General features: G+C 71.7%; 22 protein-coding genes, 1 tRNA gene and 2 pseudogenes. 11 read left to right on the top strand and 14 right to left on the bottom strand.

Annotation, left to right across the window (positions count from 1 at the left end; genetic code table 11):
* Window positions 1–10: 10 nt before the first annotated feature.
* Window positions 11–703 (top strand): helix-turn-helix transcriptional regulator, encoded by a 693-nt coding sequence (locus QMK28_RS28565; protein ID WP_326442525.1) that lies wholly within the window; start codon window positions 11–13, stop codon window positions 701–703.
* A 200-nt stretch (window positions 704–903) separates the two neighbouring features.
* Here the strand turns inward: QMK28_RS28565 and QMK28_RS28560 are convergent.
* Together QMK28_RS28560 and QMK28_RS28555 are read right to left on the bottom strand one after the other, a co-directional pair.
* A pseudogene (locus QMK28_RS28560) lies at window positions 904–1,176 on the bottom strand (hypothetical protein); the annotation flags it as partial.
* Between the two features lie 49 nt (window positions 1,177–1,225).
* Window positions 1,226–2,896 carry a sodium:solute symporter family protein gene (locus tag QMK28_RS28555; protein WP_326442519.1) on the bottom strand — a complete coding sequence of 557 codons (1,671 nt, stop codon included), beginning with the start codon at window positions 2,894–2,896 and terminating at the stop codon, window positions 1,226–1,228.
* Between the two features lie 288 nt (window positions 2,897–3,184).
* Here QMK28_RS28555 and galT point away from each other — a divergent pair, with 288 nt between their 5' ends.
* From galT to galK, 3 genes are read left to right on the top strand one after another with little or no spacing between them, the layout of a single operon-like run.
* Complete coding sequence (galT, locus tag QMK28_RS28550) at window positions 3,185–4,309, top strand: galactose-1-phosphate uridylyltransferase (protein WP_326442518.1); 1,125 nt, start codon at window positions 3,185–3,187, stop codon at window positions 4,307–4,309.
* Between the two features lie 11 nt (window positions 4,310–4,320).
* Entirely contained in the window at window positions 4,321–5,367 is a 1,047-nt protein-coding gene (galE, locus tag QMK28_RS28545; RefSeq protein WP_326442523.1) for a UDP-glucose 4-epimerase GalE, read from the top strand.
* Window positions 5,364–6,611 carry a galactokinase gene (gene galK, locus QMK28_RS28540; protein WP_326442517.1) on the top strand — a complete coding sequence of 416 codons (1,248 nt, stop codon included), beginning with the start codon at window positions 5,364–5,366 and terminating at the stop codon, window positions 6,609–6,611. Before galE ends, galK begins: the two co-directional genes overlap by 4 nt.
* Window positions 6,612–6,726: 115 nt before the next feature.
* Here the strand turns inward: galK and QMK28_RS28535 are convergent, their stop codons facing one another.
* Window positions 6,727–7,185, bottom strand: a complete 459-nt coding sequence (locus tag QMK28_RS28535; protein WP_326442516.1) for a GNAT family N-acetyltransferase — start codon at window positions 7,183–7,185, stop codon at window positions 6,727–6,729.
* A 239-nt stretch (window positions 7,186–7,424) separates the two neighbouring features.
* Here QMK28_RS28535 and QMK28_RS28530 point away from each other — a divergent pair, with 239 nt between their 5' ends.
* Window positions 7,425–8,246 (top strand): helix-turn-helix transcriptional regulator, encoded by an 822-nt coding sequence (locus QMK28_RS28530; protein WP_326442522.1) that lies wholly within the window; start codon window positions 7,425–7,427, stop codon window positions 8,244–8,246.
* On the opposite strand, the gene QMK28_RS28525 is transcribed toward QMK28_RS28530, so the two are convergent.
* Window positions 8,205–8,702, bottom strand: coding sequence for a MarR family winged helix-turn-helix transcriptional regulator (locus QMK28_RS28525; protein WP_326442515.1), 498 nt, complete (start codon window positions 8,700–8,702; stop codon window positions 8,205–8,207). The two genes, QMK28_RS28530 and QMK28_RS28525, sit on opposite strands and share 42 nt — an antisense overlap.
* 148 nt (window positions 8,703–8,850) lie before the next feature.
* Here QMK28_RS28525 and QMK28_RS28520 point away from each other — a divergent pair, with 148 nt between their 5' ends.
* Together QMK28_RS28520 and QMK28_RS28515 are read left to right on the top strand one after the other, a co-directional pair.
* Window positions 8,851–9,711: a trans-aconitate 2-methyltransferase gene (locus QMK28_RS28520; protein ID WP_326442514.1), complete on the top strand. Its 861-nt coding sequence runs from the start codon at window positions 8,851–8,853 to the stop codon at window positions 9,709–9,711.
* Window positions 9,708–10,076, top strand: coding sequence for a VOC family protein (locus QMK28_RS28515; protein WP_326442513.1), 369 nt, complete (start codon window positions 9,708–9,710; stop codon window positions 10,074–10,076). The genes QMK28_RS28520 and QMK28_RS28515 overlap by 4 nt, the downstream gene beginning before the upstream one ends.
* 201 nt (window positions 10,077–10,277) lie before the next feature.
* Here QMK28_RS28515 and QMK28_RS28510 read toward each other — a convergent pair whose 3' ends face one another.
* Together QMK28_RS28510 and QMK28_RS28505 are read right to left on the bottom strand one after the other, a co-directional pair.
* On the bottom strand, window positions 10,278–10,970 hold the full coding sequence (locus QMK28_RS28510) for a TetR/AcrR family transcriptional regulator (RefSeq protein WP_326442512.1): 693 nt from the start codon (window positions 10,968–10,970) through the stop codon (window positions 10,278–10,280).
* Window positions 10,967–11,947 (bottom strand): acyl-CoA desaturase, encoded by a 981-nt coding sequence (locus QMK28_RS28505; protein ID WP_326442511.1) that lies wholly within the window; start codon window positions 11,945–11,947, stop codon window positions 10,967–10,969. The genes QMK28_RS28510 and QMK28_RS28505 overlap by 4 nt, the downstream gene beginning before the upstream one ends.
* Window positions 11,948–12,172: 225 nt before the next feature.
* On the opposite strand from QMK28_RS28505, the gene ppc reads away from it, so the two are divergent.
* Window positions 12,173–14,938 carry a phosphoenolpyruvate carboxylase gene (ppc, locus tag QMK28_RS28500; protein WP_326442510.1) on the top strand — a complete coding sequence of 922 codons (2,766 nt, stop codon included), beginning with the start codon at window positions 12,173–12,175 and terminating at the stop codon, window positions 14,936–14,938.
* Between the two features lie 141 nt (window positions 14,939–15,079).
* Here ppc and QMK28_RS28495 read toward each other — a convergent pair whose 3' ends face one another.
* The 6 genes from QMK28_RS28495 to QMK28_RS28470 all read right to left on the bottom strand — a co-directional run bounded on the left by QMK28_RS28495 (window position 15,080) and on the right by QMK28_RS28470 (window position 19,976).
* Window positions 15,080–15,613 carry a hypothetical protein gene (locus QMK28_RS28495; protein WP_326442509.1) on the bottom strand — a complete coding sequence of 178 codons (534 nt, stop codon included), beginning with the start codon at window positions 15,611–15,613 and terminating at the stop codon, window positions 15,080–15,082.
* Between the two features lie 132 nt (window positions 15,614–15,745).
* A complete protein-coding gene (pth, locus tag QMK28_RS28490; RefSeq protein WP_326442508.1) occupies window positions 15,746–16,336 on the bottom strand; it encodes an aminoacyl-tRNA hydrolase in 591 nt (196 codons plus the stop codon).
* An 87-nt stretch (window positions 16,337–16,423) separates the two neighbouring features.
* Window positions 16,424–17,002, bottom strand: a complete 579-nt coding sequence (locus QMK28_RS28485) for a 50S ribosomal protein L25/general stress protein Ctc (RefSeq protein WP_326442507.1) — start codon at window positions 17,000–17,002, stop codon at window positions 16,424–16,426.
* Between the two features lie 248 nt (window positions 17,003–17,250).
* Window positions 17,251–18,240, bottom strand: a complete 990-nt coding sequence (locus QMK28_RS28480; RefSeq protein WP_326442506.1) for a ribose-phosphate diphosphokinase — start codon at window positions 18,238–18,240, stop codon at window positions 17,251–17,253.
* A gap of 89 nt (window positions 18,241–18,329) precedes the next feature.
* Window positions 18,330–19,787 carry a bifunctional UDP-N-acetylglucosamine diphosphorylase/glucosamine-1-phosphate N-acetyltransferase GlmU gene (gene glmU / locus QMK28_RS28475; protein ID WP_326442505.1) on the bottom strand — a complete coding sequence of 486 codons (1,458 nt, stop codon included), beginning with the start codon at window positions 19,785–19,787 and terminating at the stop codon, window positions 18,330–18,332.
* Between the two features lie 116 nt (window positions 19,788–19,903).
* Window positions 19,904–19,976: transfer RNA gene (locus tag QMK28_RS28470), tRNA-Gln, on the bottom strand.
* 243 nt (window positions 19,977–20,219) lie between these two features.
* Between QMK28_RS28470 and QMK28_RS28465 the strand changes: the two genes are divergently transcribed.
* Complete coding sequence (locus QMK28_RS28465; RefSeq protein ID WP_443050853.1) at window positions 20,220–21,647, top strand: sensor histidine kinase; 1,428 nt, start codon at window positions 20,220–20,222, stop codon at window positions 21,645–21,647.
* A 256-nt stretch (window positions 21,648–21,903) separates the two neighbouring features.
* Here the strand turns inward: QMK28_RS28465 and QMK28_RS28460 are convergent, their stop codons facing one another.
* Window positions 21,904–22,431: an SUKH-3 domain-containing protein gene (locus QMK28_RS28460; protein ID WP_326442503.1), complete on the bottom strand. Its 528-nt coding sequence runs from the start codon at window positions 22,429–22,431 to the stop codon at window positions 21,904–21,906.
* An 8-nt stretch (window positions 22,432–22,439) separates the two neighbouring features.
* Window positions 22,440–22,946, bottom strand: a complete 507-nt coding sequence (locus tag QMK28_RS28455; RefSeq protein WP_326442521.1) for a YwqJ-related putative deaminase — start codon at window positions 22,944–22,946, stop codon at window positions 22,440–22,442.
* A gap of 433 nt (window positions 22,947–23,379) precedes the next feature.
* On the opposite strand from QMK28_RS28455, the gene QMK28_RS28450 reads away from it, so the two are divergent.
* Window positions 23,380–24,387, top strand: coding sequence for an HNH endonuclease (locus QMK28_RS28450; RefSeq protein WP_326442502.1), 1,008 nt, complete (start codon window positions 23,380–23,382; stop codon window positions 24,385–24,387).
* A 5-nt stretch (window positions 24,388–24,392) separates the two neighbouring features.
* Window positions 24,393–25,563, top strand: a pseudogene (locus tag QMK28_RS28445) (SUKH-4 family immunity protein); the annotation flags it as partial.

Genomic DNA, 25,563 nt, shown 5'->3' with positions numbered 1-25,563 from the left:
CGCCTGCTCAATGGGCGTGCGGCTCATGGTGGTCGACGATCACCGTCTGCTCGCCGAGGCACTCGCCTCGGCATTGAAACTGCGTGGCCACCGGGTGCTCGCGGCGGCTGCGCCGAGTGCGGGCGCGGCGGAGCTGGTGGTGAGCCGAGTGCCGGAGGTGTGCCTGCTCGGCACGGCGGCGCCTGCCGAACCCGGGGCGTTCGAGCCGATCGTACGGATCAAGAAGGAGCGGCCCCAGATCGCGGTGGTGGTGCTCGGCCCGGTGCCGAGCCCGCGCGGGATCGCGGCCGCCTTCGCGGCCGGGGCTTCCGGCTACGTCCGGCACGACGAGCGGATCGAGGGCGTCGAGCGCGCCATGGTGAAGGCACGGGCCGGGGAGGCCGCGGTGTCCCCGCAGTTGCTCCAGGGCGCCTTCGCCGAATTGCTCAACCCGGCCGTCCAACCGGACGACGAGGGAGCCCGGCTGCTCCAGATGCTGACCCCGCGCGAGGTCGAGGTGCTGGTCCGGGTCGCCGAGGGCGAGGACACCCGGCTGATCGCGGCGGGCATGGGCATCGCGCCCAGTACGGCCCGTACGCATGTGCAACGGGTGCTGATGAAGCTCGGGGTGGGCTCCAGGCTGGAGGCCGCCGCGCTGGCCGCCCGTACCGGGCTGCTCGACCGGGCCGCGCCGCAGATGACAGCGGGGCCGGAACGGAACTGAGTTCCGCGCCGGCCCCGGGCGTGGGGGAGCGGGGCAAGCAGGGGCGAACAGCGGGATGGACAGGGCGGAGCGGGACGGGCGGGTTACGCCTTGTCGTCCCGCGCCTCGTCCGCCGGACCGGCCTGGCCTGTCGTGCCCGCCGTTCCCGGCGTACCCGCGTCCGCGTCAGCCCCCGTGGCCGCAGCCACCAGCCCCTCCGGCAGCTCCTCGACCTTCGGCGGCAGCATCGGCCGCAGCTTCAGCCAGATCAGGAAGAACATCCCGAGGGCGAACATCCCCAGGCCCGTCCACAGGTTGATGTTGATGTCCTGTGCCTTCTTGATGTCCGCGTCCGAGGCGGTGATCCCGGCGATGGTGACGATCACGCCGTAGAGAACGAACAGGCCGCCGATGATCCGTCGTACGTCGAAGAGGCTCGCGGCCGTGGCGGACTTGCGTTCCAGTTCCTCGACTTCGTGCTGGTAGTCACTCATGTCGCGTCGATTCCTTGAGTCGGGGAGTCGTGGGTCGGGTCACGGCGGATCAGAACGAGAACGGGATGTAGCAGAGCGCCGCGAGCACGATCGCGCCCCAGCCGAGCAGCGCGGGCTTGCGGTACCACGCGTCGTCGCCCTCCTCCGGCAGTTCCTCCATGCCGGGCGAGCGGGTGCCGTAGACCAGCCCCGCGAGTTCCGGCGCCGGCTTGGGCTTGGTGACCAGCGTGACCACGAACATCACCACGGCTCCGACGACGAACGCCACGATCGAGGAGACGAAGTTGGCCCCCTGCTCGCTGGGGATGTCGATGACGCCGCCCTTGTAGAGCCAGAAGTAGTTCAGCATCGCCGCAGCGGTGCCGGAGAACAGCCCCCAGAAACCGGCCGCGGGGGTGCTCCGCTTCCAGAACATGCCGATGATGAACACCAGGAACAGCGGCACGTTGAAGAACGAGAACAGCGTCTGCAGGTAGTTCATGATGTTGCTGAAGCTGGAGGCGATGAAAGCCGTCCCCATGCCGATCAGCACGCCCACCGCGGTCACCCAGCGGCCGGTCGCGAGGTAGTAGCGGTCCTCGCGGCCCTTCTTGAGGTACGCGCCCCAGATGTCGTTGGTGAACACCGTGTTGAAGGACGAGATGTTGGCGGCCATGCCGGCCATGAAGGCGGCCAGCAGACCGGTCACCGCGATGCCCAGCACGCCGTTCGGCAGCAGGTCGCGCATCAGCACCGGGATCGCGTCGTTGTACTGGAGTCCGCTGCCGGCCTTGCCGAGCGTCGGCTCCATCACCAGCGCGATCATGCCGGGCACGACGACGACCAGCGGGATGAATATCTTCGGGTAGGCGGCGATCAGCGGGGTGCGCTTGGCGGCCGAGATGTTCTTGGCGGACAGCGCGCGCTGCACCTCGGCGAAGTTGGTGGTCCAGTAGCCGAAGCTCATCACGAAGCCGAGGCCGAGCACGATGGTCAGCCAGTTGGCGCCCAGCGGGTTGCCCTCGCCGATGCCCGTACCGCCCCAGGCCGACAGGAAGTCGTCGCCGTGCGAGTGGGAGAGCGAGTCGGTCAGGCCGTCCCAGCCGCCGACCCGCTTGAGGCCCACGATGGTCAGCGGGATGAGGGCCGCGAGGATCACGAAGAACTGCAGGACTTCGTTGTAGATCGCCGAGGAGAGTCCGCCGATGGTGATGTAGGCGAGCACGAAGAAGCCGGCGACGACGATCGCGACCCACTGCGGCCAGCCGAGCAGCGCCTCCAGCACGATCGCCATCGCGTACAGGTTGACGCCCGCGATCAGCACGGACGACACCGCGAAGATGATCGAGCTGAGCAGGTGCGAGGACGGCCCGAAGCGGTGCAGCAGGAACTCCGGGACGGAGCGGACCTTCGAGCCGTAATAGAACGGCATCATCACGAGGCCGAGGAAGACCATCGCGGGGATCGCGCCGATCCAGTACCAGTGCACGGTGTACGCGCCGTACTGCGCGCCGTTGGCCGCCATGCCGAGGATCTCGGTGGCGCCGAGGTTGGCGGAGACGAACGCGAGGCCGGTGACCCAGGCGGGCAGCGACCGGCCGGAGAGGAAGAAGTCGAGGCTGGTCTTCACACTCCGCTTGGCGGCGAAGCCGATGCCCAGGACGACGACGAAGTAGATGCCGAGAATCGCGTAGTCGAGCCCGTTGGTGGGGAGCCGAAGCCCTTCGGCCAGATAGTGCATGGGTCACTCTCTTCGGGGATCTGGGAGGCGTCCCCAGCAGACGCTTCATTGCGCGAACGGAACGAACAGAAACGTACGCGCTGATGTTCAGAAATTGAACAGTTGCTCTGGTGTTCTTTGTTGGATCGTGATCGCTCCGGCTTTTTTATGGCAGTTTGTCGGTGTGTGTTCGGCGCGCGTCCGGTGCGTGTCCGGGGCGGACGCAGCCATTGACGCGCCTGTTGGCTTGTGATTCATTGTGTTTGGTTATGTTTGCGGGTGTGGCTGGGAGTAACGAGGAGTAGCTCGGTGAAGAAGACGTCGACCAGACTCGCGGACGGACGCGAGCTGCTCTACTACGACTCCCGTGACGATGTGGTGCGCGACGCCGTCGACCGGCGCCCGCTCGGCCCGGTCGGCACCGACTCCGAGATCCGCCGCGACCGGCTGCTCGGCGAATCGGTGGCCATCGCCTCCCATCGGCAGAGCCGCACCTACCTCCCGCCCGCCGACCAGTGCCCGCTGTGCCCCTCGCGGGACGGCAGGCCGAGCGAGATCCCCGAACACGACTACGACGTCGCCGTCTTCGAGAACCGCTTCCCCTCACTGGCCGGCGGCACCGGCCGCTGCGAGGTCGTCTGCTTCACCTCCGACCACGACGCCTCCTTCGCCGACCTCACCGACGCGCAGGCCGCCTTGGTACTCGACGCCTGGACCGACCGCACCGCCGAGCTGTCCCAACTCCCCGCCGTCGAGCAGGTCTTCTGCTTCGAGAACCGGGGCGAGGAGATCGGCGTCACGCTCGGCCACCCGCACGGCCAGATCTACGCGTACCCCTTCGTCACCCCGCGAACCGAGCGGATGCTGCGCTCGGCCGCCGAACACCGCGAGCGCACCGGCGGGCGCAACCTCTTCGACGACGTCCTCGCGGACGAGCGGGCCGACGGCAGCCGGATCGTGCTGCGGGGCGAGCACTGGACGGCCTTCGTGCCGTACGCCGCGCGCTGGCCGTACGAGGTCCACCTCTACCCGAACCGCCGGGTGCCGGACCTGCTCGGGCTGGACGGGGCCGCGCGCACAGAGTTCCCACAGGTCTATCTGGAACTCTTGCGACGCTTCGACCGGATCTTCGACGGCGCTGCCGGCGCTGCCGGCCCTGCCGGGCCGGGCGGTCCGGCAGGCCCGGGCGCGGCGGTCGACGGGAAGCGGGCATCGGGCGAGCCGCCGACACCGTACATTTCGGCCTGGCACCAGGCGCCGTTCAGCGCTCAGGGCCGGGGCGAGTTCGCACTGCACCTTGAGCTCTTCACCATTCGCCGCACTGTTGGCAAGCTGAAGTTTCTCGCGGGTTCCGAATCCGGCATGAATGTGTTCATCAACGATGTGCCGCCGGAGGCGGCGGCTGAACGACTGCGAGAGGTTGCGAGTACGTGAGCGATACGGGCATGGACATCAGCGGGAACACCGGCGTGAACACCGGCGCGGGCGCGGGCGGGAACACCGGCGCGAGCGGCGGGAAGAAGTACCTGGTGACCGGCGGGGCCGGCTACGTCGGCAGCGTCGTCGCCGCCCATCTGCTGGAGGCGGGGCACCGCGTCACCGTGCTCGACGACCTCTCCACCGGACACCGCGAAGGCGTTCCGCGGGGCGCGGAGTTCATCGAGGGCCGCGTCCAGGACGCCGCGAAGTGGCTGGACGCCTCATACGACGGGGTGCTGCACTTCGCCGCCTTCTCGCAGGTCGGCGAGTCCGTGGTGGACCCCGAGAAGTACTGGGTCAACAACGTCGGCGGCAGTACCGCGCTGCTCACCGCGATGCGCGACGCCGGGGTCCGCACCCTCGTCTTCTCCTCCACCGCGGCGACCTACGGCGAGCCGACCGCCGTCCCGATCACCGAGGACGCGGCGACCGCGCCCACCAACCCGTACGGGGCCTCCAAGCTCGCCGTCGACCACATGATCAGCGGCGAGTGCGCGGCGCACGGCCTGGCCGCGGCCTCGCTGCGGTACTTCAACGTCGCGGGCGCGTACGCCGCCGCCTCCGGCGTCATCGCGGGCGAACGGCACGCCCCCGAGTCGCATCTGATCCCGCTCGTCCTGGAGGTCGCGCAGGGCAGGCGCGAGGCGATCTCCGTCTACGGCGACGACTACCCGACCCCCGACGGCACCTGCGTGCGCGACTACATCCACGTCGCCGACCTCGCCGAGGCGCATCTGCTGGCCCTCGACGCCGCCGCCTCCGGCGAGCACCTGATCTGCAACCTCGGCAACGGCAACGGCTTCTCGGTCCGCGAGGTCATCGAGACCGTCCGCCGGGTCACCGGCCACCCCATCCCCGAGATCGCCGCCCCGCGACGGGCCGGCGACCCCGCCGCACTGGTCGCCTCGGCCGAGCGCGCGAAGGACCGACTCGGCTGGCGGCCGAACCGGGCCGACCTGGCCGGGATCGTGGCGGACGCGTGGCAGTTCTGTCAGGAGAGGGCGAACGAATGACCTGTGACCCGCAAGGCGAGGGCGGCGCGCACGACGAGCCGGGGGCGCGGGACCCGCAGGCGTACGCCGGGGACGGTGCGCGCCCCGGCGCGCACGGCCCCGAGCGCACGGCCGCCGCCTTCCACGCGGTGTACGGGTACGCGCCCGGCGGCGTCTGGGCGGCGCCGGGCCGGGTCAACCTGATCGGTGAGCACACCGACTACAACGACGGCTTCGTGCTGCCGCTCGCCCTGCCGCACACCGCCCTGCTGGCGGCCTCGCGGCGCGCCGACGGCGTGCTGCGGGTGCACTCGGGCGATGTGCCCGGCGGCGTCGTCGAACTGCGCGCCGACGCGCTCACCCCAGCCGCCGACGGCGGCTGGGCCGGCTACCCGGCGGGCGTCGTCTGGGCGCTGCGCGAGGCCGGTCTCGCGGTGGGCGGCGCGGATCTGCACTTCGACAGCACGGTGCCCACCGGCGCCGGACTGTCCTCCTCCGCCGCCCTCGAAGTCGCCACCGCGACCGCGCTGAACGACCTCTACGCCCTGGGGCTGGAGCCGCAGCGCATCGCGCGAATCGGCCAGCGGGCCGAGAACGCCTTCGTCGGCGTCCCCTGCGGGATCATGGACCAGACCGCGTCCGCCTGCTGCACCGAGGGCCACGCCCTGCACCTCGACACCCGCGACCTGCGGCAGCGTCAGGTGCCGTTCGCCCTGGCCGCCGAGGGGCTGCGGCTGCTGGTCGTGGACACCCGCGTCAAGCACGAGCTGGGCGACGGCGCGTACGCGAAGCGGCGCGCCGGTTGCGAGCAGGGGGCGCGGACCCTGGGGGTGCGCGCCCTGCGCGATGTGCCGTACGAGGGGCTCGGCGCGGCGCTCGACCGGATCGAGGACGGCACGGTGCGCGGGCTGGTGCGCCACATCGTCACCGAGAACCGCAGGGTCGAGGAGGTCATCGGCCTGCTCGACGCGGGGGAGACCCCCGCGATCGGGCCCGTCCTGACCGCCGGGCACATCTCGCTGCGCGATGATTTCACCGTCTCCTGCGCGGAGTTGGACCTGGTGGTGGAGTCGGCGAACGCGGCCGGCGCGCTCGGCGCCCGGATGACGGGCGGCGGCTTCGGCGGCTCGGCGATCGTGCTGGTCGAGGAGGCGGACGCGGAGGCGGTGACGAAGGCGGTGACGCACGCTTTCGGGGCGGCCGGGTACGCCGCGCCGCGCGTCTCCCCCGCGGTGCCCAGCGCGGGGGCGCGCCGGTTGGCCTGACGCCGGCTCAGGGTCCGGCCCCGAGGCTGGGGCAGGGGCCGGGCTCCGCCCGCAGGCCCAAGCTCGCAGGGCCCAAGCCCGCAGAGCCCAGGGCTCCCCGGGGCCAGGGCCCCGGCTACCCGTCCGTCCCCGGCGACAGCGGCTTCGTCAGCAGATGGTCGGTCGCGCCCGGCGGGTAGTCGTGCACCTGGGAGACGATGGTGTAGCCGAGCTTCTGGTAGAAGAGCGGCGCTTGGAAGTCCCAGGTCTCCACCCGCGAGTACCGGCAGTCGCGCTCGTCGCGGGCGATCTCCTCGGCGCGGGCCACCAGCCGCGAGCCCAGCTTCGTGCCGCGCCGGCCCGCGTCGACCCAGAGCAGATCGACGTGCAGCCACCGGCCCCAGGTGTAGCCGATCAGCCCGGCGGCCAACTCGCCCTCGTCGTCCACCGCGTAGACCTGGAGCGGAATTTCTTCGTCGGCGACTGTTCCGCGCAGCGCCCGGAGCACTTCGGAGCGTTCGGAGTTGCTGTCGTGCAGCCGTTGCGAGATCAGATCCCGACGCTGCTGGTCAATTTCTTCCTCAATACGGAACACGGGTCACACCTTAATCAGCGGAGTCAATCAGTTTTGTGAATCGCCTTCCGTTGTCGTACCCCCGCCGTACGCTGAGTGACAGCACCGGTGGGGGCCGGTGCTGTTCAGGGGGCGAGACAGCCGGGTACGACGCCCGGGGCGGGGGAACGGTCCAGTGCGACGGCGGTCGTGCTAGGTCGCTGACTCCGCGCCGGGCGCCGTGCCCGCTACGATCCGTCCCCCGAGACATGGGGGTGTCAGTGCAACGCATCCGGGTCCTGGTAGTGGACGACCATCGCATTTTCGCCGAGTCTCTCGCCGCGGCGCTCGCGGCCGAACCGGACGTCGAGGTCGCAGCGGCCGGCAGCGGTCCCGCGGCCATCCGGTGTCTGGAGCGCGCGGCCTCGGACGGGCGCCGCTTCGATGTGCTGCTCGTCGACGCCGACCTCGGCCGGGCGGTCGTGGCGGGGATCGACGGCAGAGTCGCCGCGGTGCCGGTGAACGGACCGGTCGCGATCGGCGGTGCCCTGGACGGCGTGGTGGACGGCATATCGCTGGTGGCAGGGGTCCGCTCCGGCCAGCCTTCGGTGCGCACGGTGGTGCTCGCGGAGCGGGACGACTCGCGCCGGGCCGCCGCCGCCTTACAGGCGGGCGCCTCCGGCTGGGTCGCCAAGGACTGCTCGCTGTCCCGGCTGCTCGCGGTCATCCGCGGCGTGCTGCGCGACGAGACGCACCTGCCGCCCGCGCTGCTGACCGGTGTCCTACGGGAGCTGACAGCGGCCCGCAAGCACCGCACGGAGAGCGAGCGGCTCGTCGAGTCGCTGACCCCGCGCGAGCGCGAGGTGCTGCGCTGCATGGTCGCCGGGCTCGGCCGCAAGGCGGTCGCCGAACGCCTCTTCCTCTCGCCGCACACGGTCCGTACCCATATGCAGAACGTCCTGGGCAAGCTCGGTGTGCACTCCACCCTCGCCGCGGTCGCGCTGGCCCGCCGGGCCGGAGTGGGCCCCGCCGATCTGGAGCGGCCGGCGCAGGAGCGGCTGTCAGCCGGGGACGTTGTCGAACGGGGCGGTCAGCTGGCGTAGCAGGTCGGCGAGTTCGCCGCGCTGTCGGTTGGACAGCTCGGCCAGGATCGACCGTTCCTGCGCGAGCAGGCCGGCCAGCGCCTGGTCGGCGCGGTCCTGGCCCTCGACGGTCAGCCGGACGAGCACGCCCCGCCGGTCGCTGGGGTCGGGCAGCCGCTCGACGAGGCCCTTCTTGGCGAGCCGGTCGATGCGGTTCGTCATGGTGCCCGAGGTGACCAGCGTCTGGGTCAGCAGCTGGCCGGGCGAGAGCTGGTACGGCTCGCCCGCACGGCGCAGCGAGGTGAGTACGTCGAACTCCCACGGCTCCAGATTGTGCTCGGAGAACGCGAGCCGCCGGGCGCGGTCGAGGTGCCGGGCCAGTCTGCTGACACGGCTGAGCACCTCAAGTGGTTCCACGTCGAGGTCCGGGCGCTCTCGGCGCCAGGCTGCGACCAGTCGATCGACCTCGTCCTCCATGACGATCAGTGTAGTTGGTCTGTCGATGTGAAGTCTCTTGACATCAAGAGTCTTGACATCAAGATGATTCCTTGGGCAAACTGTTGGGAAAGCCGGTCTGAAAGCCGGTCTGAAAGCCGGTCTGAAAACTGGTCCGAAGGGCTTGCCCATGCACTCTGTACCCACGCCCACCTGGGATCCGCAGCAGTACCTCAGGCACTCCGGCCACCGGAGCCGTCCCTTCCTCGATCTGCTGCACCGCGTGCCCGCTCTGCCCGGCGGCGGTGCCCGGAGCGCCCGGCCCGCCCGGATCGCCGACCTCGGCTGCGGCCCCGGCAAGGTCACCGCGCTGCTCGCCGACCGCTGGCCCGACGCGCACATCACCGGCCTCGACAACTCCGCCGAGATGCTCGCCGAAGCGGACCGGCTCGCCGGGCCGACCGCGGGCGGCGGCCGTCTCGACTTCCGGCCGGCCGACGCCGCCCACTGGGACCCGGCCGCCGACGGCGAGCGGTACGACCTGATCGTCTCCAACGCCGCCCTGCAATGGGTCCCGGGCCACGCCGGCTCCTTCCCGGCCTGGATCGCAGCCCTCACCCCCGGCGGCGCCCTCGCCTTCCAGGTCCCCGGCAACTTCACCTCGCCCAGCCACACCCTGCTCGCCGGGCTGCGCGCGAGCCCGCGCTGGCGCGAGCGGCTGGGCGGTTCGGCGCGCGCCGCCGACGGCGTCCTCGAACCGGCGCGCTACCTGGAGCTGCTGGCCGGCCTCGGCTGCGAGGTGGACGCCTGGGAGACGACCTACGCCCAACTGCTGACCGGCGCCGATCCGGTGCTGGACTGGGTCAAGGGCACCGCCCTGCGCCCCACCCTCACCGCGCTCGCCGACGACGAGGAGGCGCGCGAGGAGTTCCTGAGCGAGTACCGCGACCTGCTGCGCGAGGCCTACCCGGCCGGGCCGTACGGGACGGTCTTCCCGTTCCGCCGGATCTTCGTGGTGGCCCGTAAGGCCAGTGAGGGGGGCGAGCGGTGATCGCGGCCCTCGACCACGTCCAACTCGCGGCCCCGCCCGGCTCGGAGGAAGCCCTGCGCGCCTTCTACGCCAAGGCGCTGGGCATGACCGAGATCCGCAAACCGCCGGCCCTCGCGGTGCGCGGCGGCTGCTGGTTCGCGGCCGGGTCCGTACAGCTCCATCTGGGCATCGAGGACGAGTCCGCGTTCCGCCCGGCCCGCAAGGCGCACCCCGGTATCCGGGTGACCGGCATCGAGGCGTACGCCCGGCGGCTCGCGGCGCACGGCGCGCGGGTCGACTGGGACGACGGGCTGCCGGGCCACCGGCGCTTCTACGCCGAGGACCCGGTCGGCAACCGGCTGGAGTTCCTGGAGCCGACCGGCTGAGCGCCGCCGGGGCCGCGCCGCCGGGGCCGCGCCGCCGGGGCCGCGCCGCCGGGGCCGCGCCGCCGCCGGGCCGCGCCGTCGCCGGGGCCGCGCCGCCGCCGGGCCGCGCTCAGCCGATCCGCACCGCCGCAAAGCCTCGCCGCCTCGCCACTGAAGGCCCCGCCGGGCCCCGGCCGCCGCCGGCCCCGCCCCCTCAGTCCCTCAGTTCCGCCGGTGCCCGATCAGCCGAGGCTTCGCCTCCATGCCGTCCAGCCCGTGCCAGGCCAGATTCACCAGATGCGCGGCCACCTCCGCCTTCTTCGGCTTGCGCACGTCCAGCCACCACTGCCCGGTGAGCGCCACCATGCCGACCAGAGCCTGCGCGTACAGCGGCGCGAGCTTCGGGTCGAAGCCGCGGGCCTTGAACTCCAGGCCGAGGATGTCCTCGACCTGGGTCGCGATATCGCTGATCAGCGAGGCGAAGGTGCCGGTGGACTGGGCGACGGGGGAGTCGCGGACCAGGATGCGGAAGCCGTCGGTGTACTGCTCGATGTAGTCGAGCAGCGCGAAGGCCGCCTGTTCCAGGAGTTCGCGCGGGTGGCCGGCGGTCAGCGCGCTCGTCACCATGTCGAGCAGCTGCCGCATCTCGCGGTCGACCACCACCGCGTACAGCCCCTCCTTGCCGCCGAAGTGCTCGTAGACGACCGGCTTGGAGACCCCGGCCTTGGCCGCGATCTCCTCCACCGACGTGCCCTCGAAGCCCTTCTGGGCGAAGAGCGTGCGGCCGATGTCCAGCAGCTGCTCCCGGCGTTCCTTGCCGGTCATCCGGACTCTGCGGGCGCGCCGGCTTCCGGCGGCCGGAGACCTGTTCTTGTCGCTGCTGGTACTTCCGTCGATCGCCACGGCGCCAATCATGCCGCCTTCGCGGGCTCTGCCTTGCGACGGGCGTCGATACGGGACGCCGAGGGCCAGCGCACGTCGTAGGCCAGACCCGCCCGTTCGCACCAGCGGATGAGCCGGGCACTGGAGTCCAACTGCCCCCGCAGCACGCCGTGCCGGGCGGATGTGGGGTCGGCGTGGTGCAGGTTGTGCCAGGACTCGCCGCACGACAGCACCGCGAGCCACCAGACGTTTCCGGAACGGTCACGGGACTTGAAGGGGCGCTTGCCGACCGCGTGACAGATCGAGTTGATCGACCAGGTCACGTGGTGCAGCACCGCGACCCGTACCAGCGAGCCCCAGAAGAAGCCGCTCAGCGCGCCCTGCCAGGACCAGGTCACCAGCCCGCCCAGCAGCGGCGGGAAGGCCAGCGAGACGATGGTCCACAGCAGGAACTGGCGGGAGATCAGCCGGATCGCCGGGTCCTTGATCAGATCCGGCGCGTACTTCTGCTGCGACGTCTGCTCCTGGTCGAACATCCAGCCGATGTGCGCCCACCACAGCCCCTTGATCAGGGCCGGCAGCGACTCGCCGTACTTCCACGGGGAGTGCGGGTCGCCCTCCCCGTCCGAGTGCCGGTGGTGCTTGCGGTGATCCGCGACCCAGCGCACCAGCGGCCCCTCGACGGCCATCGACCCGGCGACGGCCAGCGCGATCCGCAGCGGGCGCTTCGCCTTGAAGGCGCCGTGCGTGAAATAGCGGTGGAAGCCGATCGTGATGCCGTGGCAGCCCAGGTAGTACATGCCCACCAGCAGCCCCAGATCCAGCCAGCTCACCCCCCATCCCCAGGCGAGCGGGACCGCGCCGACCAGGGCGATGAACGGCACGATGATGAACAGCAGCAGGGCGATCTGTTCCACCGACCGCTTGCTGTCGGCTCCGAGCGTGGCGGACGGCCCGGGGGTGCCGGGCGGTTTCGGGGCGTCTTCGATCACGTCGGGGCCTGCTGTCATGGAAGCTTGTCCCTCGCGCTGGGGGAAGGGGCTACGGTCGCGTAACCTACGGCAACGTAAGTATGGCAGGGCTCTGCCGCCGGATACGGGACCTGTGATGGGCCGCGCCCTGCCCAGTCTCCGGACAGGTTGATACCCCGAAGGGGCGGCGACCTATCCTTGAAGAGCGTCGGACAGCGCGGTCCGTCCCCCGGCAGACACGTACCACTGCAAGGAGCCGCACCTGTGAGCAGTGCCGACATCACCTCCGCCCACGCCGTCGAGCCCTCCCCCGAGGCCGAGGACAATTCGGCGCTGCGCGCCGATATCCGCCGCCTCGGCGATCTGCTCGGCGAGACATTGGTCCGCCAGGAGGGTCCTGAACTCCTCGAACTCGTCGAGCGTGTCCGAGCCCTCACCCGCACCGACGGCGTAGCCGCCGCCGAGCTGCTCGGCGACACCGACCTGCAGACCGCGGCCAAGCTGGTCCGCGCCTTCTCCACCTACTTCCACCTCGCGAACGTCACCGAGCAGGTGCACCGAGGCCGTCAGCTGCGCGCCCGGCGCGCCGCCGAGGGCGGCATCCTCAGCCGCACCGCCGACATGCTCAAGGACGCCGACCCCGAGCACCTGAGCGAGACCGCCGCGAACCTCGGCGTACGGCCCGTCTTCACCGCGCACCCCACCGAGGCCGCCCGGCGCAGCGTGCTGACCAAGCTCCGCAAGGTCGCCGAGCTGCTGGACCGCACGGACGCCGTCCAGGGCGGCGACCGGCGGCGCGCCGACACCCGACTGGCCGAGAACATCGACCTCATCTGGCAGACCGATGAGCTGCGGGTGGTCCGCCCGGAGCCCGCGGACGAGGCGCGCAACGCCATCTACTACCTCGACGAGCTGCACCGCGGCGCCGTCGGCGACGTCCTCGAAGACCTCGCCGCCGAGCTGGAGCGGGCCGGCGCGAGCCTGCCGCCCGGCACCCGCCCGCTCACCTTCGGCACCTGGATCGGCGGCGACCGGGACGGCAACCCCAACGTCACCCCCGCCGTCACCTGGGACGTCCTGCTGCTCCAGCACGAGCACGGCATCACCGACGCGCTGGAGCACATCGACGAGCTGCGCGGCGCGCTGTCGAACTCCATCCGCAACTGCGGCGCCACCGACGAACTGCTCGACTCGCTCCAGAACGACCTGCTGCTGCTGCCCGAGATCAGCCCGCGCTACAAGCGGCTCAACGCCGAGGAGCCCTACCGGCTCAAGGCGACCTGCGTGCGGCAGAAGCTGCTGAACACCCGCGACCGGCTCGCAGCCGGCTCGGCGCACGTCGTCGGCCGTGACTACCTCGGCACCGGCCAGCTCATCGAGGACCTCGTCCTGCTGCAGACCTCGCTGCGCGAGCACCGCGGCGGCCTGGTCGCCGACGGCCGCCTGGAGCGTACGATCCGCACCCTCGCGGCCTTCGGACTCCAGCTCGCCACGATGGACGTGCGCGAGCACGCCGACGCGCACCACCACGCGCTCGGCCAGCTCTTCGACCGGCTCGGCGAGGAGTCCTGGCGCTACGCCGACATGCCGCGCGACTACCGGCGCAAGCTGCTCGCCAAGGAGCTGCGCTCGCGCCGCCCGCTCGGCCCCATCCCGGCCCCGCTCGACGCGGACGGCACCAAGACCCTCGGCGTCTTCCAGACCATCGCGCACGCGCTGGAGCGCTTCGGCCCCGAGGTCGTCGAGTCGTACATCATCTCGATGTGCCAGGGCGCCGACGACGTGTTCGCCGCCGCCGTGCTGGCCCGCGAGGCCGGACTGATCGACCTGCACGCCGGCTGGGCCAAGATCGGCATCGTGCCGCTGCTGGAGACCACGGACGAGCTCAAGGAGGCCGACCGCATCCTCGACGAGATGCTGGCCGACCCCTCCTACCGCCGGCTGGTCGCGCTGCGCGGCGACGTCCAGGAGGTCATGCTCGGCTACTCCGACTCCTCCAAGTTCGGCGGCATCACCACCAGCCAGTGGGAGATCCACCGCGCCCAGCGCCGGCTGCGCGACGTCGCGCACCGCTACGGCGTGCGGCTGCGGCTCTTCCACGGCCGGGGCGGCACCGTCGGCCGCGGCGGCGGCCCCACCCACGACGCGATCCTCGCGCAGCCCTGGGGCACCCTCGAAGGCGAGATCAAGGTCACCGAGCAGGGCGAGGTCATCTCCGACAAGTACCTCGTGCCGTCGCTGGCCAGGGAGAACCTCGAACTGACCGTCGCCGCGACGCTCCAGGCCTCCGCGCTGCACACCGCGCCGCGCCAGTCCGACGAGGCCCTCGCGCGCTGGGACGGCGTGATGGACACCGTCTCGGACGCCGCGCACGACTCCTACCGGCAGCTTGTCGAGAAGCCCGACCTGCCCGCCTACTTCTTCGCCTCGACCCCAGTCGACCAGCTCGCCGACCTGCACCTCGGCTCCCGCCCGTCCCGCCGCCCCGACAGCGGCGCCGGGCTCGACGGGCTGCGGGCCATCCCGTGGGTCTTCGGCTGGACGCAGTCCCGGCAGATCGTGCCCGGCTGGTACGGCGTCGGCTCCGGCCTCAAGGCCGCCCGCGAGGCCGGCCTCGGCCCGGTGCTCGACGAGATGCGCGAGCACTGGCACTTCTTCCAGAACTTCCTGTCCAACGTCGAGATGACGCTGGCCAAGACCGACCTGCGGATCGCCCGGCACTACGTGGACACCCTGGTGCCCGCCGAGCTCAAGCACGTCTTCGAGACCATCGAGGCCGAGCACGACCTCACCGTGCAGGAGGTACTGCGCATCACCGGCGGGCGCGAGATGCTCGAAGGCAACCCGGTGCTCCAGCAGACCTTCCAGATCCGGGACGCCTACCTCGACCCGATCTCCTACCTCCAGGTCGCCCTGCTGCACCGGCAGCGCGAGGCGGCGGCCCGCGGCGAGGAAGCGGACCCGCTGCTGGCCCGCGCGCTGCTGCTCACCGTCAACGGCGTCGCGGCGGGTCTGCGCAACACCGGCTGACCCGTTCCGTACACGTTCCCGTACGCCTTCACGAACGCCTTCCCCTACGTATGACGGCGGCGCCGTACCTCCCGCGAGAGGGACGGCGCCGCCGTCATACGTGCTCCGGGCCGACGCGTGCGCGCGGCCGGCCCGCCGTCGTCACAGCGTCGCGAAGGACCCGATCAGCAGGGCCGCGCCGAGCAGGCCCATCGTCCAGGCCGTGCGCCGCATGCGCAGCCCGCCGGCGACCACCAGCGCCGCCAGCAGCAGCGCGCCGCCGAACGGCACCCAGGCGTGCAGCACGCCGGCCGCTCCGGTCCGCACCACCTCGTCGGTGCCCGGCTTCACCGCGACGGGCAGCTTCTCGCCCTTCTTGTGCCCGACGGCCTTGTCCACGCTCACTGTGGTGACGTCGGATCGAGCGCTTCCGGCGCCGCGCACTGGGACGAAGGGCCCGGTGCACTCGTCGCCGGAGCACTTGACGATGGTCATCGTGCCGTGCTCCCGGCCCTTCGAGAGCATCGCGTGCTGGGCGGTGCCCCATGAACTCCAGGCCCCCGCGACCAGCAGCAACAGCGCCAGCGCGGCCATCAAGGCGTTGCGGGCGGCGAGCAGCAGCCCGTACGCGCTCTCGCCGGTTCGTCTGGTCCGGCTGCGTTTCTTGGCGGGGCTTTTGGCGGGACTCTTGGGCATGGCGGCGATCCTTGGCCATCAGGCACGTTGGGTCAACCTTGGGGCGCCGCTTCGGTAGACATCGCCCCTGATGGTCCGGTTACGGCCGCACGCTCAGGGTGCCGGCCGCCCGCTCGGGCACCGCGGGCCCGCTCAGGTGTTGTACGTGCCCTGCGCGCGTTCCAGGCCGTCCGCGATGAGCGACTCCACCGCGTCCGCGGCCCGGTCCACGAGGTAGTCCAGCTCCTTGCGCTCGGGCGAGGAGAAGTCCTTGAGCACGAACGCGGCCACGTCCATCCGGCCCGGCGGGCGGCCGATGCCGAACCGCACCCGCAGATAGTCCGGGCCCATCGACTTGGTGATCGACTTCAGCCCGTTGTGGCCGTTGTCGCCGCCGCCGCACTTGAGCCGCAGCGTGCCGTAGTCGATGTCCAGCTCGTCGTGGACGGCGATGATGTTGCCGACCGGGACCTTGTAGAAGTCGCGCAGCGCCGTCACCGGGCCGCCCGACAGGTTCATGTACGTCATCGGCTTCGCCAGCACCACCCGGCGGCTGCCGCTGCCCGGCGGGCCCAGCCGGCCCTCGAACACCTGGGCGCGCGACTTGTGCGCCTTGAACCGGCCGCTGATCCGCTGCGCCAGCAGATCAGCCACCATGAAGCCGACGTTGTGGCGGTTCGCCGCGTACTCGGGACCGGGGTTCCCCAGCCCGGCCACCAGCCACGGGCCGTCTGCGTCGCTCATCTCCTGCGCTCCTCGGTATTACGCGACCGCCGCCCCGCTCGGTGGAGCGGGACGGCGGTCGGGTCAATAAAGGGGTGGAACCGCGGATCAGGCGGTGGCGCCGGCCTCGTCGGTCGCCTCGGCCTCGACCTGCGGGGCCACGACCTGGAGCACGATGGCCTCCGGGTCGATGGCCAGGGTCGTGCCGGAAGGCAGCTTGACGTCCTTGGCGAGGATCGAGTCGCCCGGGGTCAGGCCCTCGATGGAGACGATGACCTCGGTCGGGATCTGGGTCGCCTCGGTCTCGACCGGCAGCGAGTTGAGCAGGTGCTCCAGCAGGCCGCTGCCCGGGGCGAGCTCGCCCTCGGTCTTGACCGCCACGTCGACGGTGACCTTCTCGCCCTTCCGGACGATCAGCAGGTCGATGTGCTTCACGAAGCGACGGATCGCGTCACGCTGCACGGCCTTGGGGATGACGAGCTGGCTCTTGCCGTCGACGTCGAGGTTGATCAGCACGTTCTGCGTCTTCAGGGCCATCATGAGCTGGTGGGCCGGCAGGGTGACGTGCACCGGGTCGCCACCGTGACCGTAAACAACGGCGGGAACCAGGTTGGCGCGGCGGGTGCGGCGGGCGGCGCCCTTGCCGAACTCGGTGCGGACCTCTGCGGAGATGTTGACCTCGGCCATGACTGCACTCCTCGTATCTGGGGGTACCCCCAGGCCCGAAGGGCCATGGGAGAAGATCCATCGACCGTTACCCGGCCCACGACAGACCTGCTACGAAGAGCGCGTCGATAACGGACCGCCGCACAGATGTGCGACTTCCCTCGCCGAGCAACTCGGTGAGTCTACCCGCCGGGTCGCTTTCGGCCCAATCGCCTGCGTACGCGAGAGGCCGCCCGCCTCCTGCGTACGGCTGGTCTCGTCCGGCTGGGTCAGGCCGGCGTGCCCTGGTCCTCTTCGAAGATGCTCGTGACCGAGCCGTCCTCGAAGACCTCGCGGATCGCCCGCGCGATGGTCGGCGCCATCGACAGCACGGTGATCTTGTCGAGCTCCAGGTCGCTCGGGTCGGGCAGGGTGTTCGTGAAGACGAACTCGCTGACCTTGGAGTTCTTCAGCCGGTCGGCGGCCGGGCCGGAGAGGATGCCGTGCGTGGCCGTCACGATGACGTCTTCGGCGCCGTTGGCGAACAGCGCGTCCGCGGCGGCGCAGATGGTGCCACCGGTGTCGATCATGTCGTCGACCAGGACACAGACCCGGCCCTTCACGTCACCGACGACCTCGTGCACGGTCACCTGGTTGGCGACGTCCGGGTCGCGCCGCTTGTGCACGATCGCCAGCGGGGCGCCGAGGCGGTCGCACCAGCGGTCCGCGACCCGTACCCGGCCGGCGTCCGGCGAGACGATGGTGAGCTTGTCGCGGTCCACCTTCGCGCCCACGTAGTCCGCGAGCAGCGGCAGCGCGAAGAGGTGGTCCACGGGGCCGTTGAAGAAGCCCTGGATCTGGTCCGTGTGCAGGTCGACCGTGAGGATGCGGTCGGCGCCCGCGGTCTTCAGCAGGTCGGCGATCAGACGGGCCGAGATCGGTTCGCGACCGCGGTGCTTCTTGTCCTGCCGGGCGTAGCCGTAACAGGGGATGATCACCGTGATGCTCCGGGCGGAGGCCCGCTTCAGAGCGTCGACCATGATCAGCTGCTCCATGATCCACTTATTGATCGGAGCCGTGTGGCTCTGCATCAAGAAGCAGTCCGCACCGCGAGCCGATTCCTGGAAGCGCACATAGATCTCGCCGTTGGCGAAGTCGAATGCCTTGACAGGAACCAGGCCCACACCCAGCTTGTGTGCGACTTCCTCCGCAAGCTCGGGGTGAGCTCGGCCGGAGAAGAGCATCAATTTCTTCTCGCCGGTCGTCTTGATCCCGGTCACAGAACATTCTCCTTGGCCAGTTTAAAACTTGAGGGCAAGTACGAGTTGCGATTTCACGGTACGCCCCGCACGGCGCACTCGTTGCCTGGTCACTGCCCGGTAACGGGCTCCTGGGAGGCGTTCTGAGCGGCCTGCGCGGCAGCGCTTCCCGGACGCTTTCGCGCCACCCAGCCTTCGATATTCCTTTGCTGGCCACGGGCGACGGCAAGCGCGCCCGGCGGCACATCCTTGGTGATCACGGACCCGGCGGCGGTGTAAGCGCCGTCCCCGACCGTGACGGGAGCCACAAACATATTGTCCGAGCCCGTTTTGCAGTGCGAGCCCACCGTGGTGTGGTGCTTGGCCTCGCCGTCGTAGTTCACGAAGACGCTGGCCGCACCGATGTTGGTGAACTCGCCGATGGTCGCGTCGCCGACGTAGGACAGATGCGGCACCTTGGTGCCCTCACCGATCACGGCGTTCTTCATCTCGACGTACGTACCGGCCTTCGCCCGCTCGCCGAGCCTGGTGCCGGGACGCAGGTAGGCGAACGGGCCGACGGTCGCGCCCGCGCCGATCACAGCGCCGTTCGCGACCGAGTTGAGCACCGTGGCGCCCTCGCCGACCGAGGTGTCGGTCAGCGTGCAGTGCGGGCCGACCTCGGCGCCCTCGGCGAGGTGCGTCGAGCCGTGCAACTGGGTGCCCGGGTGCACGATCGCGTCCCGCTCGAAGGTGACCGTCGTGTCCAGCCAGGTGGAGGCGGGGTCGACCACGGTCACGCCGGCCATCATCGCCCGGTGCAACAGCCGCTCGTTGAGCAGTCGGCGGGCCTCGGCCAACTGCACGCGGTTGTTGATGCCCAGGATCTCCCGGTGGTCCGCCGCGACGGCCGCGCCGACCCGGTGACCGGCCTCGCGGAGGATGCCGAGCACGTCGGTGAGGTACTCCTCGCCCTGGCTGTTGTCCGTCGTGATGCGGCTCAACGCCTTGACGAGCAGCGGGCCGTCGAACGCGAACACCCCGGAGTTGATCTCGGAGATGGCGCGCTGGGCCTCGCTCGCGTCCTTGTGCTCGACGATCGCGGTGACGGTCCCGTCGGCCGGGTCGCGCACGATCCGGCCGTAGCCGGTGGAGTCGGGGACCTCGGCGGTCAGCACGGTGACGGCGTTGCCGTCCGCTCCGTGCGCCGCCGCGAGCCGCCGCAGCGTCTCGCCGGTCAGCAGCGGGGTGTCGCCGCAGACGACGACCACGGTGCCGTCCACGGCGGTGCCCTTGTCGGTCAGGGCTTCGAGCCCCATCCGGACCGCATGGCCGGTGCCGTTCTGCTCGTGCTGGACGGCGGTGAGTGCGGCCGGGTCGATCTCGCCGAGATGTCCGGCGACCTGTTCGCGGGCGTGGCCGACGACCACGACGAGGTGCTCGGGGTCGAGCTCGCGGGACGCGGCGACGACGTGTCCGACGAGGGAGCGACCGGAGATCGCATGGAGGACCTTGGGGGTGGTCGACTTCATGCGGGTGCCCTCACCCGCTGCGAGGACGACGACGGCTGCCGGGCGTGTGGCGCTCACGGGTGTGCCCTTCGGCTTCGAGTGGTGGACACCCGCAGGATACCGGGGGGTAGTCCGCCTGAAACGCAGCCGGGTCCCAGCCTTGCGGCCGGGACCCGTCACAGACGACTTTCGCGCTCCGCCGCCAGGATTCGAACCTGGACAAGAGGTACCAAAAACCCCGGTGCTGCCTGATTACACCACGGCGGATTGTTCGGCCCGGAACCGGACATCCCACCCGGGGAGTCGATTCGGCCCCCACCACTATGCCGTACCGGGCACCCTCCGTGCGACGGTGTTGATCGACGTTTCCGATCACACGGCGCGTCCAGGGGTGCTCGCGCGCCCCCGCCGGAGCCCGTTCGCGGCCCGCGCGCGGCTCACCCCGCCGGGACCGGCCACGCCGTGGAAGTCACGCGAAATCGGACGGGGCCCCGCCGTAGGCTGGCGGGTATGACCACAACGGGGGCAACGGAGAGAGTCGACACGCGGGGAGAACCCGCGTCTGTACGGGCGGGGCCGTGGTGGTGGGCGCGGCGGCGGAGCATGGTGCTGGACGTCTTCCTGGCGCTGGCCTCCGCGCTGGAATGCGCGTTCGAAGGGGTGCAGTTCGCGGACGAAGCGCGGGTGCCGGTGCCCCTCGGCGTCGTACTGGGCCTCGTCGTGGGGTCGACGCTGCTGCTGCGCCGCCGATGGCCGGTGGCGGTCGTGCTGCTCTCGGTGGCGCTCGCCCCGGCGGAGATGGGTTTCCTGCTCGGCGTCGTCGGGCTGTACACCCTCGCGGCCTCCGAGGTGCCGCGCCGGCTCACCGTGGTGCTCGCCGGGATGTCGCTGACCGGGACGCTGATCGTCTCGTTCATCAGGCTGCACCAGGAGATGGAGCAGGACGGCAATCAGCCGGAGCTGTGGGCCGTCACGCTGTTCTCGGTCCTGATGTCGCTCGGCGTGACCGCGCCGCCGGTGCTGCTCGGGCTGTACGTACGGGCCCGGCGGCGGCTGGTGGAGAGCCTGCGGGAGCGGGCGGACGGGCTGGAGCGCGAGCTGTCGCTGCTCGCCGACCGCGCGGAGGAGCGGGCCGAGTGGGCCCGCCGCGAGGAGCGGACGCGGATCGCCCGCGAGATGCACGACGTGGTGGCGCACCGGGTGAGCCTGATGGTGGTGCACGCGGCGGCGCTCCAGGCGGTCGCGCTCAAGGACCCGGAGAAGGCGTCCCGCAACGCGGCCCTGGTCGGCGACATGGGGCGGCAGGCGCTGACCGAACTGCGGGAGATGCTCGGGGTGCTGCGCACCGCGCCGGACGGCGCGGGCGAGCGGCCGGGCGGGGCGTTTTCCTCATCGGCCTCATCGGCTTCCTCGGCCTCCTCGAAGGGGCCGGTGCGGCTCGCCGCGATCTCGGCGGTGGCGGCGTCGTCATCAGCGTCCGCCGCGCGCCGGGCGTCGGCGTACGGGGCCGGCGCGGCGGCGGTGGCGGCCGACGAGGCGGCGGACGGGCCCTGCCTGGCCGACGTCGAGGCGCTGGTCGGACAGTCGCAGGCGGCCGGGATGACCGTCGAACTGCTGGTCGAGGGCTCGGTGCGGGCGTATGCCGCGCGGGTCGAGCAGACCGTCTACCGCGTCGTGCAGGAAGCGCTCACGAATGTGCACAAGCACGCGGTCGGCGCGAAGGCGCAGGTCCGGCTGGCCCACCGGGACGCGGAGGTCGCGGTGCTGGTGGAGAACGGCCCGCCGGACGGCGCGGCCGGCGCGGGGCTGCCGAGCGGCGGAAACGGCCTGGTCGGCATGAAGGAGCGGGTGACCGCGCTCGGCGGCGGCTTCGTCTCCGGCCCGACGGACGCGGGCGGCTTCCGGGTCTCGGCGGTGCTGCCGGACCGGACGGGCTGAGCTGAGCTGAGCTGAGCGAACGGGGCCGGACGGGCGGAGCCGGGGGAGCGGAGCCGGGGGAGCGGAGCCGGTCGGGTCCGGGCGGTGGGGTGTGTGGCAGCCGGTACGTCCGGGCGCCTTGGCCCGGCCTCGTACCGGCCTCGTCCCGGCTCTGGCTCTTTTCGGCCGCGTTCCCGGACCGGTGGGGCCCTGCCGCTGTGACCGGCTCCGTCCGCCCGTCCGCCCGTCCCCCCCGCCGGCCCCGCCCGGCTCCCGCTCAGGACTGCTGGTCGTCCGGCTGCTGGAGGCTGAGCCGGGGCGGCCGGCTGCCGGTGACGAGGGTCGCCAGCGCCTGGTCGATGTCCGCGCCGAGGTACCAGTCGCCGGTGTGGTCGAGGCTGTGCACCCGGCCCTCCGCGTCGATCGCCAGCAGCGCTTGGCTGCTGGTCTCCGCCCCCAGCGGGCAGACCTCGGTGGCCAGTGCGCGGCCCAGGTCGCCGAGGGTGCGGGCCAGGTGCAGGCCGTGCAGCGGGTCGATGTGGAACGGCGTGGGGGCGATGTGCCGCCCGGGGCCCGGCGCGCTGATGTGCAGGCCGCCGAATTCGGCCCAGGCCTCGACGGCCGCCGGGAAGACGCGGTGCCGGTGCCCCACCGGCGAGGTGTGGGCGCGCAGCGCGTCGGCCCAGCCCTCGGCCTGCTTGATGTCCCAACGTCCGGGCTGCCAGCCGGCCCCGCGCAGGGCGGCGTCGACGGCGACCGGGAAACGGGTGGCCGAGGTGCGGTCGTAAGAAGTGGAGAGCGGCATGGGGTGGTTCAGTTCCTCTCCGCGCCGGTGGCCCGGGGGGTCAGGTCGACGGCCCGTACGCCGAAGTGGCCGAGCAGCGCGTCGCAGGACCGGCACGGCGGCGCGTAGCTTCCGTGCTGCGGGTCGCCGTCCTCGCGGATGCGGCGGGCCGTCAGCTTCGCGAGCTTCAGGGCGCGGCGCCCCTCGCCCTGGGTGAGCGGCTTGCGCGAGGCGCGCTTGCCGCGGTTGCCCTCGACGGCGGTGAGGAACCGGGAGACCAGGACGGTCTCGGGACATCGGCCGGTGAATCGTTCCCGCTGCGCGTTGCCCAGCGCGTCCAGGAAATCCTGGACCAGCGGGTGCAGCACGGGAGGCTGGTCGGCCTTGCTCGCGGTGCAGGTGAAGGTCTCGCCGCGGACCGACAGCGCGGCGGCGACGGCCGGAAGTATGCCGTCCCTGCGGTGCAGCAGCGCCGGCGGCCGGTCGCTGTCCTGGGTGCTGCTCCAGCTGAGCCGGGGGTCGCCCGGTGCCGTCATGCCGGTGGTCGTCTCTGCGGGCTGTGTTCCCGTCGTATCCGCCGTCCCTGCCGTCCCTGCCGTCTGCGCGTCCGTCGCGTCCATGGTGTCCGCCGCGGTCGCGGCGAGGGTGTTCGTGGTGGTGCCGACGGTCCTCGCGGTGCCGCCGTTGTTCTGTGCGCTGCGCATGGTGCTGGTTCCCCTCCCGTGCAATCCCCCTGTTGCGGGGCTCAGCCTGCCAAATGTGCAGGGTGTTGCGGAAGTCGGGTGGCCGGATACGCGCGTCGCAGGTGTGTGACGGTTCGTCGGCGGAATGGCGAGCGCCGGTTGTGCCGCCCGGCCCGCGGCGGGCCCGGCGCGGGGGCGCGCGGGCCGTGCGACCGGGACGAGACCCGCGGTTGCCGCACCGCATAGGCTGTGTTCATTCGCCGGATTCAGCAGGGGGCAAACCGCCATGACGACAGGTCGGCACGGGCTGGGAGCGCCTCCCGGCCCCCGGGCCGGGGGACAAGCCGCGCCACCGAACACGGCCTACGCGGGGCAGGTCGTGCACTTTCCCGACCCGGTCCGGGCCGCGCGCCACCCCAAGGGCGTGCGGGTCGACGAGGACGGGTTCCCGGACTTCTCCGGCTACGCGCGTGCGGTCGCGGAGATCGCCGAGCCCCCCGAGGGCTTCGGCATCGACGAACTGCGGCTGACCGACTACGTGTCGGCCAACGCCGCGCTGCACGCCGACGGGCATGAGCTGTGGGCCAGCCTGCCGTCGGTCGCGACCCCGCACGGCTGGACCTGGCACCACGTCGCGGGTACCCGCCGGATGCAGTTGATCCCCGTCGAGGTCAAGGCGCTGCTGCGGCATCACGCGGGGCTGACGACGACCGGCGTCGACCAGGACAAGCGCGGCACGCGCCCGCTCCAGGAGACCCGGCCTGTGCACTTCGGGGTGCCCAACGGTGTGCTGTCCGTCACCGAGGACCAGGTGCTCGGCGTCGAGGAGGACCTCGGCTACCGGCTGCCGGAGGCGTACCGCGCCTTCCTCAAGGCCGCGGGCGGCTGCGCGCCGGTCGGCGCGGCGCTCGACCCGGAGCTGGGGCTCCTCGTCGACCAGCCGTTCTTCACGGTGCGCGACGAAGCGGCGGTCAACGACCTCGTCTACATCAACAAGTGCCTGCGCGATCACTTCACCAAGGAGTACCTGGGCGTCGGCTTCGTCCAGGGCGGCCTGATCGCGGTGAAGGTGAAGGGCGACGCGCTCGGGACGGTGTGGTTCTGCCCCTACGACGACGCGCGCGATCATGACAGCTGGACGGTCCACGAGCGGGTGGCGGAGCTGCTGCTGCCCTGCGGCGCGGACTTCGACGCCTTTCTGCTGCGCCTGGCGGGCAATCCGCCGGAGCTGGAGACCGTGGCGAACCTGATGGTGGACGGCGGCTTCGCGCACGCCGTTCCGGTGGAGGTGTGAGCACGATGGTGACCTTCGCGCAGGCGCAGGAGCGTGCGGAACGCTGGGTGAACGGCGATGTGCCGGGCTATCAGCACCGCGAGGTGCGGATCAGAGAGTTCGACCTGGGCTTCGTCGCCTGGGCCGAGGACCGCGAGGGCGGCGCCACCTCGGGCGGCAGCCGCGCCCGGCTGGTCATCGCCCGGGACAGCGGCGAGACCACGCTGTGGCCGGGGATGCCGGTCGGCGAGGTCATCCGCCGCTACGAGGAGGAGTACGCCGCAGTCGACGAGGACGAACCCGTCTCCGACGCGCCGCCGCCCCGCCTCGACCTGGAGGCGACCTCCTTCCTGCTGACGCCGCCGGGGTGGCTCCAGGAGGCAGCGGACAAGCTGGGCATCCCGGACCGCAGGGCCGGGGCCGCCTCCTCGTCGGCCTCTTCCCCTTCCTCCCCTTCTTCGGCTGCTGCTTCTTCGGCTGCTGCCGACTCCTCCGACTCTTCTTCGGGCTCTTCGGCTTCGTCCACAGGGCAGGGCGCGAGCCCGGCCGCGCGCGCCCCCGGCGGGTACGGGGGCGGCGACTCCGCTCCGGCGGACCGCATGCCGTCCGCGCCCACGCCGTCCGCGCCCGTTCCCGTGCCGTCCGCCCCTACGCCTTCCGCGCCCGCGCCGGGCGTGGGAAGCCCGTGGGCCGACGTCTCCCACAGCTCGGGCCCCGGACCGGTCCCGTACGAGCCGACCGCCAAAGACGGCGTCCCGGGCTCACCGCCCGCCGCTCCGGCCGGCGGCACCCCGTGGGCCGGTACGGACACCAGCGCGCGCGCCGACGACGACCGCTCGGTCGCGCCGCCCGCGACGGTCTTCGCACCGCCGCTCAGCGGCGCCGACGACGATGACGTGCCGCCCCGGCCGTCGGGCGTACTGCCCGAGGCCAAGACCGAGCTGCTGTCCGGGGGCAGCCAGTTGCCGCGTACGGCGTTCGCTGCGGCGCTGGACGGTCAGGGCAGCGCGCCGAGCGGGCCGCAGGGGCCCGGCGCACCGCAGATGTCTCCGCCGCCCGGCGCGCCCGGCCAGGCCGGCTCCGGTGCGGCCGGTACGCCCGGCGGGCAGCAGCCCGGTTCGCCGCCGCCCGGCGCTCCCGGCGGAGGGCAGCACGCCGCCGCGACGGTGCTGTCCGGTCCCGGCTCGGGCGGGGCGG

It is taken from the genome of Streptomyces sp. H27-D2 (assembly GCF_035828615.1).
Classification (GTDB): domain Bacteria; phylum Actinomycetota; class Actinomycetes; order Streptomycetales; family Streptomycetaceae; genus Streptomyces.
The sequence above is the reverse complement of the archived record's forward strand: the minus strand, read 5'-3'. Positions and strand labels throughout refer to the sequence as shown.

What these genes read in the sequence shown, in the direction of transcription:
- QMK28_RS28520 (WP_326442514.1), top strand. Translation starts at nt 8,851, where the DNA reads ATGCACTCTGTACCCACGCCCACCTGGGATCCGCAGCAGTACCTCAGG.
- QMK28_RS28455 (WP_326442521.1), bottom strand. Translation starts at nt 22,946, where the DNA reads ATGACGGCACCGGGCGACCCCCGGCTCAGCTGGAGCAGCACCCAGGAC.
- galE (WP_326442523.1), top strand. Translation starts at nt 4,321, where the DNA reads ATGGACATCAGCGGGAACACCGGCGTGAACACCGGCGCGGGCGCGGGC.
- pth (WP_326442508.1), bottom strand. Translation starts at nt 16,336, where the DNA reads ATGAGCGACGCAGACGGCCCGTGGCTGGTGGCCGGGCTGGGGAACCCC.
- QMK28_RS28510 (WP_326442512.1), bottom strand. Translation starts at nt 10,970, where the DNA reads ATGATTGGCGCCGTGGCGATCGACGGAAGTACCAGCAGCGACAAGAAC.
- QMK28_RS28495 (WP_326442509.1), bottom strand. Translation starts at nt 15,613, where the DNA reads ATGCCCAAGAGTCCCGCCAAAAGCCCCGCCAAGAAACGCAGCCGGACC.
- QMK28_RS28565 (WP_326442525.1), top strand. Translation starts at nt 11, where the DNA reads ATGGGCGTGCGGCTCATGGTGGTCGACGATCACCGTCTGCTCGCCGAG.
- QMK28_RS28465 (WP_443050853.1), top strand. Translation starts at nt 20,220, where the DNA reads ATGACCACAACGGGGGCAACGGAGAGAGTCGACACGCGGGGAGAACCC.
- QMK28_RS28525 (WP_326442515.1), bottom strand. Translation starts at nt 8,702, where the DNA reads ATGGAGGACGAGGTCGATCGACTGGTCGCAGCCTGGCGCCGAGAGCGC.
- QMK28_RS28485 (WP_326442507.1), bottom strand. Translation starts at nt 17,002, where the DNA reads ATGGCCGAGGTCAACATCTCCGCAGAGGTCCGCACCGAGTTCGGCAAG.
- QMK28_RS28460 (WP_326442503.1), bottom strand. Translation starts at nt 22,431, where the DNA reads ATGCCGCTCTCCACTTCTTACGACCGCACCTCGGCCACCCGTTTCCCG.
- QMK28_RS28450 (WP_326442502.1), top strand. Translation starts at nt 23,380, where the DNA reads ATGACGACAGGTCGGCACGGGCTGGGAGCGCCTCCCGGCCCCCGGGCC.
- galK (WP_326442517.1), top strand. Translation starts at nt 5,364, where the DNA reads ATGACCTGTGACCCGCAAGGCGAGGGCGGCGCGCACGACGAGCCGGGG.
- QMK28_RS28555 (WP_326442519.1), bottom strand. Translation starts at nt 2,896, where the DNA reads ATGCACTATCTGGCCGAAGGGCTTCGGCTCCCCACCAACGGGCTCGAC.
- QMK28_RS28505 (WP_326442511.1), bottom strand. Translation starts at nt 11,947, where the DNA reads ATGACAGCAGGCCCCGACGTGATCGAAGACGCCCCGAAACCGCCCGGC.